The organism is Kitasatospora sp. NPDC057518 (assembly GCF_042802075.1).
GTDB lineage: Bacteria > Actinomycetota > Actinomycetes > Streptomycetales > Streptomycetaceae > Kitasatospora.
In genome coordinates, this window is the sequence record NZ_JBHVEU010000358.1 from 1 (window position 1) to 9,161 (window position 9,161).

Genomic DNA, 9,161 nt, shown 5'->3' on the forward strand with positions numbered 1-9,161 from the left:
GCGTAGGCCGGCGCCCGCCCGCGAGTGGGTGGGCGCCGGCCGGCCGGTCAGCCGCTGAGCAGGGCCAGGAGCTGGTTCGCCAGGCCCAGCGCGGGCGCGGCGGCCTCGCCGACGCTCTGGGCCAGGCCGGCCAGCAGCAGCAGGGTGTTGCGCCGGCTCCTCGGCTCCTCGGCGGCGGGGCTGGTCAGCACCGGCAGGGCCTCGGCGAGGCTCTGTCGGTCCGCCTCGTGGAGCCGCCCGTCCCGGGCCAGGTCGGTGACCACGGCGGCGAGCCGGGCGAACAGCGCGGCGACCTCCGGCGGCAGCGCCTGGTCGCCGACCGCCCCGTTGTTGTGCTGGATGCCGACGTTGCCGCTGCCGCCGTGGATGGTGACGCGGTCGCCGTACTGGACGTCCGGACGCTCGTTGTCGTTCACTTGCTGACTCCCGTGTTCCCCTGGCCGCCGTAGATGTTGACGCTGTCGCCGAACTGGTACTGCCGCAGGTCCACGCTGATGGTCTGGACGATCTGCTGGAACTCGGCCTGCGGGTTCTCGATCGCGCGGGTGATGGTGGCCTGCAGCTCGAACGCCGGCTCCGCGGTGAGCCAGGCCAGCACCGCGGTCGGCGGGCCGGCCGTGTCCACGGCCAGCACGTACAGGTCGGGCCGGCGCAGCACCGGCCAGGTGAAGATCAGGAAGTAGAGCGCCACGAGGATCATCGCGACGAGGAACAGCGTGCCGGACCCGGAGTCCGAGGACGATCCGTCGGTGGCCTGCGCGATCACGAGCACCGGCAGGAAGACGACCAGGGCGAAGGCGAGCAGCCGCAGGAGCGCGCGGCGCCGGCCGGGCACGATCAGGGAGGTGCCGACCCGGGCCACGTTGGCGAGCGGGTACGCGGCCTGCCCGATCCAGAGGATGCGGTTGGTGACCGCGACGCGGGTGGTGGTCGGGGTGCCGGCGGGACCGCTCGTGAAGGCCGGCGGCGGGGTGGTGGGCGGCGGCGGCCCGAACGGGGCCGGTGTCGGCGGCCCGCCGGGCGGAGGCGGCGGAACGAACGGGAAGGAGCCGGTCTGCCCGGCCCGGGTCGAATCGGAAGGATCGGTCGGCTGCATGGCCATGTCCCCCAAGGCTGTCGTGCGAGGGAGGACAATGTGCCAGCAGGCTCCGGGTCCGCACAAGTTCATTGTCGTGGCGGATAACTGACGCACCGTCGGTTCGTATGCCCCGGCCCTGGTCCCGCCGACCCGTCGTCCCGCGGGCCGTCAGCCCAGCTTGCCGCGCAGCACGCCGGGGCCGGAGCGGGCCCGGCGGGACCGCGGCGGGCGGGACGGGCGGACGTCGGGGCGGGCGGGCTGCTCGGCCGCCTCCGCGGCCCGCCGGGCCAGTGCGGCCCGGGCGGCGGCCAGCGCGACCCGGGCGAGCAACGGGTCCTCCCGGACGCCGGCCGCGCGCTTGGCGCTCTGGCAGGCGGTGCACCAGACCGGCGAGGCCGGCCCGTCCGGGTACACCATCTCCTCGGGCGGCAGGTAGTGCCCACCGCACTCGACGCATTCGAAGACGAACCTCATCCGACGATCACCGTTCCGGATCCGTGGCACCGGCCGCAGGGCGACCAGAAGGTGTGGACACTGGGCACCATGCTTCCTTCCTCGTCCAGTTCGACCGTGGCCTCGGTCTTCTGGGTCCCCCCGGACCCGCCGCAACCGGAACAGGACTGAACCTCGGGCATATGCCGTCCTTCCGTAGCGGACACCACCGTAGCGCGATTCCCCGTCAGGAAGCACGGCCCCGGGCGATCCACCACCCGTACGGGTAGCGCGAACCGCGACCGCACGCCCTGTTCCAGAACGGCGTCGGCCCCTCGCCTGAGCACCAGAGCGAGGGGCCGACCGTCGTGGGGGAGTCGTCAGCCGCGGGCGGCCCGCAGGAACTCCCGGTTCATCGCCGCGATGCTGGGCAGCGGGATGCCCTTGGGGCAGGCGGTGGCGCACTCACCGGTGTTGGTGCAGCCGCCGAAGCCCTCGGCGTCCATGGCCGAGACCATGTCCCGTACCCGGGCGGCCCGTTCCGGCGCGCCCTGCGGCAGCACGTTGAGGTGCACCACCTTGGCGGAGGTGAAGAGCATCGCCGAGCCGTTCGGGCAGGCCGCCACGCAGGCGCCGCAGCCGATGCACTCGGCGTGCTCGAAGGCGGTGTCGGCGGTCTCCTTGGGGACGGGCGTGGCGTGCGCCTCGGGGGCGCTGCCGGTGGGGGCGGTGATGTAGCCGCCGGAGCCGATGATCCGGTCGAAGGCCGAGCGGTCCACCACCAGGTCCTTGACCACCGGGAACGCCGCCGCCCGCCAGGGCTCGACGTCGATGGTGTCGCCGTCCTGGAAGTGCCGCATGTGCAGCTGGCAGGTGGTGGTGCGCTCGGGGCCGTGCGCCTGGCCGTTGATGACCATGCCGCAGGCGCCGCAGATGCCCTCACGGCAGTCGTGGTCGAAGGCGACGGGCTGGTCGCCGCGGGTGATCAGCTCCTCGTTGAGGGTGTCCAGCATCTCCAGGAAGGACATGTCCGGGCTGATGCCGCCGACCCGGTAGGTGGTCATCGAGCCGGGTGCGTCCGGGCCCGCCTGGCGCCAGATGCGCAGGGTGAGGTTCATGCGTAGCTCCGCTGGGTGGGGTGGACGTACTCGAAGTCGAGTTCCTCGCGGTGGAGGACGGGTGCCGCGCCGGTGCCGGTGAACTCCCAGGCGGCGGCGTAGGAGTAGTCCTCGTCGCGGCGGGCGGCCTCGCCGTCGGGGGTCTGGCTCTCGGTGCGGAAGTGGCCGCCGCAGGACTCGGCGCGGTGCAGCGCGTCCAGGCACATCAGCTCGGCCAGTTCGAAGTAGTCGACCAGCCGGTTGGCCTTCTCCAGCGACTGGTTGAGCTCCTGCCCGGTGCCCGGCACCTTGATCCGGCGCCAGAACTCCTCGCGCAGCAGCGGGATCCGCTCCAGCGCCCGGCGCAGCCCGGCCTCGTCGCGGGCCATCCCGCACTCGTCCCAGAGCAGTTCGCCGAGTTCGCGGTGGAAGGAGTCCGGGGTGCGGTCGCCGTCCACCGCGAGGATCAGGTTGAGCCGGTCCTCGACCTCGGCCTCCACCTCGGCGAGCACCGGGTGGTCGGCGGGCACGGCCGGCAGCGGGTGGCGGGCCAGGTAGTCGTTGATGGTGGGCGGCAGCACGAAGTAGCCGTCGGCCAGGCCCTGCATCAGGGCGCTGGCGCCGAGCCGGTTGGCGCCGTGGTCGGAGAAGTTGGCCTCCCCGATCGCGAACAGGCCCGGGACGGTGGTCTGCAGGTCGTAGTCGACCCAGAGCCCGCCCATCGTGTAGTGGATCGCCGGGTAGATCCGCATCGGCACCCGGTACGGGTCCTCGGCGGTGATCCGCTCGTACATCTCGAAGAGGTTGCCGTACTTGGCCTCGACGGCGTCCCGGCCCAGCCGGCGGATCGCGTCGGCGAAGTCCAGGTAGACGCCCTGGCCGCCGGGGCCGATGCCGCGGCCCTCGTCGCAGACGTTCTTGGCGGCCCGGGAGGCGATGTCGCGCGGCACCAGGTTGCCGAAGGAGGGGTAGATCCGCTCCAGGTAGTAGTCCCGTTCCTCCTCCGGGATCTGTCCGGGCGGCCGGTTGTCGCCCTTCGCCTTGGGCACCCAGATCCGGCCGTCGTTGCGCAGCGACTCGCTCATCAGGGTGAGCTTGGACTGGTGGTCGCCCGAGCGCGGGATGCAGGTCGGGTGGATCTGGGTGAAGCACGGGTTGGCGAAGTACGCGCCGCGCCGGTGCGCCCGCCAGATCGCGGTGGCGTTGGAGTTCTTGGCGTTGGTGGAGAGGTAGAAGACGTTGCCGTAGCCGCCGCTGGCGAGCACCACGGCGTCCGCGGTGTAGGAGCGGATCTCGCCGGTGACGAGGTCGCGGGCGACGATGCCGCGGGCCCGGCCGTCGACCACCAGCAGGTCGAGCATCTCGGTGCGCGGGTGCAGCTCCACGTTCCCGGCGGCGACCTGCCGGGAGAGCGCCTGGTAGGCGCCGAGCAGCAGCTGCTGGCCGGTCTGGCCGCGGGCGTAGAAGGTCCGGGAGACCTGGACGCCGCCGAACGACCGGGTGTCCAGCAGGCCGCCGTACTCGCGGGCGAAGGGCACGCCCTGGGCCACGCACTGGTCGATGATCTCCACCGACACCTGGGCCAGCCGGTGCACGTTGGACTCGCGGGCCCGGAAGTCGCCGCCCTTGACGGTGTCGTAGAACAGCCGGCGGACCGAGTCGCCGTCGTTGCGGTAGTTCTTGGCCGCGTTGATGCCGCCCTGGGCGGCGATCGAGTGGGCCCGCCGGGGGGAGTCCTGGAAGCAGAACTGGACCACGTGGTAGCCCTGTTCGGCCAGGGTGGCGCCGGCCGCGCCGCCGGCCAGGCCGGTGCCGACCACGATCACGGTGTGCTTGCGCCGGTTGGCCGGGTTGACCAGCTTGGCGTCGAACCGCCGCTGGTCCCAGCGCTGTTCGATCGGCCCGGCGGGGGCCTTGGCGTCGGCGACCGGCTCGCCGAGGGTGTACTCCAGGTAGCTCATGTCACCACTGCTCACTTCACCGCTCCGGTCAGCACTGCTCACTTCACGCCTCGGGCCACCACTGCTCACTTCACGACTCCGGTCATCACGGCCACGGGGACGGACAGGAAGCCGGCGGTCAGCACCAGCGCCAGGCCGTTCGCGACCAGCTTGAGCGCCCGGTCGCGGCGGGCGTTGTTGGCGCCGAGGGTCTGCGCGGCGCTCCAGAACCCGTGCCGGATGTGCAGGCCGACGGCCAGCATCGCGACGACGTAGAACACGTCGACGTACCAGCGGCCGAAGGAGGCCACGATGTTCTGGTACGTCTGGCCGTGATCGGTGCCCGGGTTCACGGTCAGCGTGGTGAGGTCGAGGATGTGCCAGACGATGAACAGCGCCAGGATCACCCCGCCCCAGCGCATGGTCCGCGTCGCGTAGCTCGCGCGGCGGCGCTTGTGCACGTACCGGCTCGGGCGGGCCGCGAGGTCGCGGCGGCTGAGCTGGTACGCGGAGACGCCGTGCAGCACCACGGCGGCCAGCAGGCCCGCCCGGGCGATCCACAGGAACCACTCGTGGCCCAGGAAGGGCTGTCCGATGGTGCGCAGCCAGGCCGCGTAGCCGTTGATGTCGTCCGGGCCGAAGAACACCTTGAGGTTGCCCAGCATGTGCGCGACCAGGTACAGCAGCATGGCCAGTCCGGTGACGGCCATGACCGCCTTCTTGCCGACGGTCGACCGCCACAGGGTCGCCAGGGTGGACGGATGCCGGGCCGTCCGAGTCGCGGTTGTCATGGCAGCAACGGTAGGGACGCCGGCGAGGGTACGTCCAAGACATGATGCGGCTCGTGACGATAGGCATGGGCTATCGATGCGGCCTATCCTGGCCCTGTGCAGCTCCAGCAACTCCGCTACTTCCTGGCCGTCGCCGAGACCCGGCACTTCACCCGGGCCGCCGAGGCGGCACACGTCGCGCAGCCGTCACTCTCGCAACAGATCCGGGCCCTGGAACGGGAGTTGGGCGCGGAACTGTTCCACCGCACCCGGGGCAACATCGCGCTCACGGACGCCGGGGACGCCCTGCTGCCGCTGGCCCGGCGCATCCTCGCGGACACCGAGACCGCCCGGCTGGCCGTGCAGGAGACGGTGCAGCTGCGCCGCGGCCGGGTCCGGCTGGGCGCACCGCCGAGCCTGTGCACCAGCCTGGTGCCGGACGTGCTGCGGGTCTTCCGGGACCGTTACCCGGGGGTGGCGCTGGTGGTCCGCGAGGGCGGCTCGCGCGACCTGGTCGGCTGGCTGGCGGCGGGGGAGCTGGACCTCGCGCTGACCATCACCCGGCCGAGCGGGGAGCAGGAGCCCGCGCTGGCGGTCACCGAACTGCTGCACGAGGAGCTGGTGCTGGTCGCGGCCGGGCGGCCGGCCCGGCGCAAGGTCCGGGTGACGGAGCTGAAGGGCCGGCCGCTGGTGATGTTCCGGGAGGGCTACGACGTCCGCGAGGCGACCCTGGCGGCCTGCCGGGCGGCCGGGTTCGAGCCGGAGTTCGCGGTGGAGGGCGGCGAGATGGACGCGGTGCTGGGCTTCGTCCGGGCCGGGATCGGGCCCGCCGTCGTCCCCGGCATGGTGGCCGCCCGCTCCGGCCTCGCGGTGACGGCCTTCGCCGGGCCCGGACTGGGCCGCACCATCGCCGTCGCCCACGGCCACGAGGTGCCGCTCACCCGCGCTGCGGAGGCGCTGCGGGACACCCTGCTGGCGCATCTGCGCGACGCCGCCCGGGACGGCGAACTGCCGCCGGGGACGCGGCTGTTGCTGCCGTGAGCCCCGGTCCGAGCCTTTCAACGGTCGGTCACGCGGTGGGCGACGGACCGCCCGCGCGCAGCGTGAGCAGGGTGATCTCGCTCGGGGCGAAGACCCGGAACGGCGGGCCCCAGAAGCCGGTGCCGCGGCTGGTGTAGAGCTGGGTCCGCTCCCCGTGCCGGCTCAGGCCGTGCACCACCGGCTGGTCGATCCGGACGAGGAGGTTGAACGGCCAGATCTGGCCGCCGTGGGTGTGCCCGGAGACCTGCAGGTCGATGCCGGCGGCAGCGGCCTGCGGGACGTACTTGGGCTGGTGGGCGACGAGCAGGACCGGCAGGGCCGGGTCCGCCCCCGCCAGCGCGCCGACCAGGTTCGCGCGGTGTCCGACCAGGCCGGAGGACTCCGCGGTCACGTCGTCCACCCCGGCGAGCACGAGGGCGTCGCCGCCGCGCTCCACCACGACGTGGCGGTTGTGCAGTGGCTCCCAGCCCAGGTCCGCCATCCGGTCCAGCCAGCCCTGGGCCTCGCTGCCGTACTCGTGGTTCCCCGTGACGTAGACCTTGGCCAGCCGGGACCGGACCGTCCCGAGCGGCGCGGACTGCTCCCGGCGCTGGGCCGGGGTGCCGTCGGCGATGTCGCCGGCGTGGACCAGGACGTCCGCGTCGAGCGCGTTGACCGCCTCGGCGACCAGTGCCGACCAGTCCGCCCGGTCGATCGGCCCGTAGTGGGTGTCGGCCAGCACCACGACCCTGGTCCCGTCCAGGCCGGCGCCGAGCCGCGGGAGGTGCACGTCCACCCGCTTCACCCGGGGCACGCGCATCGCCTCGTGGTGCCCCCAGCCCAGCAGCCCGGCCGAGACCACGGCGACGGCCACGGCCACGGCCCTGGCCCGGTCGGTGCCGCCGACGTCGAGCCCGGCCAGCAGCAGGTCCACCGAGCCGCCCAGCACCGACCAGGTGAACAGCACCCAGACCACCCCGAGGCTGGTGTCCGCGACGCGGGCGGCCCGGTCGCTGCGCCGCCGCCCGTGGCCCGCGACCATCAGGAAGGGGAAGGAGACCATCCAGGCCGCGAGGACGACCGTGCCGGCCAGGAGGACCGGGAACGGCCAGTCGGCGCTGGAGGCGAACAGGGTCCACCAGGGCGGGAGGCAGAGCAGGACGAGGACGAGCACCAGGACCGCCAGCCGCCGGACCAGGGAACGCCGACGCCCCGCGCCCCCGCCCGGGGGCTCCGTGCCCGCCTCGGGCCGGGCGGCGGCCGCGACGGTCTCCGGGCCCTCGCGGTCCGCCGACCGGTGTCCCGACTCCAGCCCCATGGATTCGCCTGCTGTCACCGTGTCGCCCTCACATCCGCTGCCGTGCCCCTGCTCCCCATCATCCGGCAGACCGTCGCCGACGGTCCCGCCCGGGGTCGCCGTCGTCGACCGGGCCGTGCGCCACGGGGCCCCGGCGAGTCGTCCCCGCCGGCCCCGAACCAGGGGCTCAGCCGCCGCCGTAGGTGGACTGGGTGACCGCGAAGACGTTGCGCCCGCCCGTGGTCTCCTGCAGCGACCACAGCAGGTCGGGGCCGGTGGCGTCCTCCCAGTAGGAGAGGCTCTCGCCGCCGCCCACCCAGGCGAAGGTCGAGGGGCCCGCGGTCGGGGTCCAGTAGTAGAGCTTCTTCTGCCCCGAGGAGTTGAACCACCACCGGCCGTTGTGGGAGGCCACGCCGTTGAGGTTGTACCAGGGCAGTTGGAGGGCCTGGCTTGCGGTCGTCGTCGCGGCGAAGGTCGTCGCCCCGGCGGCGAACGGGAAGCGGACGGCCCTCGGCGGGCGGTTCGGGTAGTCGACGCAGTCCGCCTGGCAGGTGTACTCCGTCATCACGATCGACCTGCTGACCCGGTCGAGGGAGACCGACGACCACACCAGCTTGGCTCCGGAGGCGGTCTGCGCGGTGACCGTGCCGATCTGGGGCAGCACGTAGGCGTAGTTGTGGGCGTAGTAGGCGCCTCCGGGCTGGCGGCCGATCTGGTCGGCGGTGCCGCCGGTGTCGGTGTTGAGGATCTTGCGCAGGTCGAAGACGCGCATGCCGCGGCCGGTGTCGGCGACGTAGAGGTGGTCGCCGTACCAGGAGACGCCGCCGGCGTGGATCGGGACGTCCTTGAAGTCCGGCGCGGCCGCGGTGCCGGTCGGTTCCACCAGGAGGATCTTGCGGTAGGTGTCGGGGTAGGTGGCGTCCCAGTCGACCAGGGTGATCCGGCTGCGCTGCTGGGCGCCGCCGCAGCCGTCCTTGGTGTACCAGCTCACCAGCACGAGCTGGTGGCCGTCGTAGTTGCCGCTGTTCGCGGTCCCCACGGCGTCCCGGCTCGTGGTGATGCCCTGGGGGAAGCTCTGGCAGTCGGAGTTGTCGCCGTCGTCGAACCGGAAGCCGGTGGTCAGGCCGGCCACGGAGAAGGACGCGGGGAGCGACTGCCGGTCGTGGTTCGCGTGCTCCATCACCGTGTGCACGGCGGAGGTCCCGAGCGTCGTGGCGAGCGCCGAGTCGAGGGTGTCGTACTGGTGGTAGTCCGAGGTGAGGGTGTAGTCGGACGCGGTCAGGGCCGTCGGCGCCGCGGCTGCCGCCGCCGGCAGGGCCCCGGCCAGTGTGCCGGTGACGAGCAGGCCGGCCGCGAGCAGCGCCCTTGCCGCTGTTCTGACGTGACGGATCATCAGGGTGGGCCCTCCGTGGGCGATGGATCAACGGGGGCACACACGGTAGGGGCGCTTGGGCATGTCCGCAACACCCCGAGGAGGGCCTTGCGTGCGCGCACGACGGAGGCCCGGGGCCGCGGGCCCCGGGCCCC

General features: G+C 73.1%; 9 protein-coding genes. 1 reads left to right on the forward strand and 8 read right to left on the reverse strand.

Going from position 1 to position 9,161, the window contains the following annotated elements:
* Positions 1 to 47 precede the first annotated feature (47 nt).
* The 6 genes from ACFU7Z_RS29315 to ACFU7Z_RS29340 form a co-directional block, all read right to left on the reverse strand.
* Positions 48 to 416 carry a hypothetical protein gene (locus ACFU7Z_RS29315; protein WP_117486582.1) on the reverse strand — a complete coding sequence of 123 codons (369 nt, stop codon included), beginning with the start codon at positions 414 to 416 and terminating at the stop codon, positions 48 to 50.
* A complete protein-coding gene (locus tag ACFU7Z_RS29320) occupies positions 413 to 1,102 on the reverse strand; it encodes a DUF6232 family protein (RefSeq protein ID WP_117486581.1) in 690 nt (229 codons plus the stop codon). Before ACFU7Z_RS29320 ends, ACFU7Z_RS29315 begins: the two co-directional genes overlap by 4 nt.
* A 144-nt stretch (positions 1,103 to 1,246) precedes the next feature.
* Entirely contained in the window at positions 1,247 to 1,552 is a 306-nt protein-coding gene (locus ACFU7Z_RS29325) for a hypothetical protein (protein WP_074003642.1), read from the reverse strand.
* A gap of 338 nt (positions 1,553 to 1,890) precedes the next feature.
* Entirely contained in the window at positions 1,891 to 2,628 is a 738-nt protein-coding gene (locus ACFU7Z_RS29330; RefSeq protein ID WP_049652719.1) for a succinate dehydrogenase/fumarate reductase iron-sulfur subunit, read from the reverse strand.
* Positions 2,625 to 4,568 carry a fumarate reductase/succinate dehydrogenase flavoprotein subunit gene (locus tag ACFU7Z_RS29335; RefSeq protein ID WP_380742607.1) on the reverse strand — a complete coding sequence of 648 codons (1,944 nt, stop codon included), beginning with the start codon at positions 4,566 to 4,568 and terminating at the stop codon, positions 2,625 to 2,627. Before ACFU7Z_RS29335 ends, ACFU7Z_RS29330 begins: the two co-directional genes overlap by 4 nt.
* Before the next feature lie 65 nt (positions 4,569 to 4,633).
* Positions 4,634 to 5,338: a succinate dehydrogenase cytochrome b subunit gene (locus ACFU7Z_RS29340; protein WP_049652714.1), complete on the reverse strand. Its 705-nt coding sequence runs from the start codon at positions 5,336 to 5,338 to the stop codon at positions 4,634 to 4,636.
* Between the two features lie 96 nt (positions 5,339 to 5,434).
* On the opposite strand from ACFU7Z_RS29340, the gene ACFU7Z_RS29345 reads away from it, so the two are divergent.
* A complete protein-coding gene (locus ACFU7Z_RS29345; RefSeq protein ID WP_074003639.1) occupies positions 5,435 to 6,358 on the forward strand; it encodes a LysR family transcriptional regulator in 924 nt (307 codons plus the stop codon).
* A 28-nt stretch (positions 6,359 to 6,386) separates the two neighbouring features.
* On the opposite strand, the gene ACFU7Z_RS29350 is transcribed toward ACFU7Z_RS29345, so the two are convergent.
* Both ACFU7Z_RS29350 and ACFU7Z_RS29355 read right to left on the reverse strand, forming a co-directional pair.
* A complete protein-coding gene (locus tag ACFU7Z_RS29350) occupies positions 6,387 to 7,655 on the reverse strand; it encodes a metallophosphoesterase (protein ID WP_380780764.1) in 1,269 nt (422 codons plus the stop codon).
* Between the two features lie 166 nt (positions 7,656 to 7,821).
* A complete protein-coding gene (locus ACFU7Z_RS29355; protein WP_380780761.1) occupies positions 7,822 to 9,027 on the reverse strand; it encodes a hypothetical protein in 1,206 nt (401 codons plus the stop codon).
* Positions 9,028 to 9,161: the final 134 nt, after the last annotated feature.

Bases quoted from the DNA above. Each gene is read 5' to 3' on its own strand.
- ACFU7Z_RS29320 (WP_117486581.1), bottom strand. From the start codon at position 1,102: ATGGCCATGCAGCCGACCGATCCTTCCGATTCGACCCGGGCCGGGCAG.
- ACFU7Z_RS29325 (WP_074003642.1), bottom strand. From the start codon at position 1,552: ATGAGGTTCGTCTTCGAATGCGTCGAGTGCGGTGGGCACTACCTGCCG.
- ACFU7Z_RS29330 (WP_049652719.1), bottom strand. From the start codon at position 2,628: ATGAACCTCACCCTGCGCATCTGGCGCCAGGCGGGCCCGGACGCACCC.
- ACFU7Z_RS29335 (WP_380742607.1), bottom strand. From the start codon at position 4,568: ATGAGCTACCTGGAGTACACCCTCGGCGAGCCGGTCGCCGACGCCAAG.
- ACFU7Z_RS29340 (WP_049652714.1), bottom strand. From the start codon at position 5,338: ATGACAACCGCGACTCGGACGGCCCGGCATCCGTCCACCCTGGCGACC.
- ACFU7Z_RS29350 (WP_380780764.1), bottom strand. From the start codon at position 7,655: ATGGGGCTGGAGTCGGGACACCGGTCGGCGGACCGCGAGGGCCCGGAG.
- ACFU7Z_RS29355 (WP_380780761.1), bottom strand. From the start codon at position 9,027: ATGATCCGTCACGTCAGAACAGCGGCAAGGGCGCTGCTCGCGGCCGGC.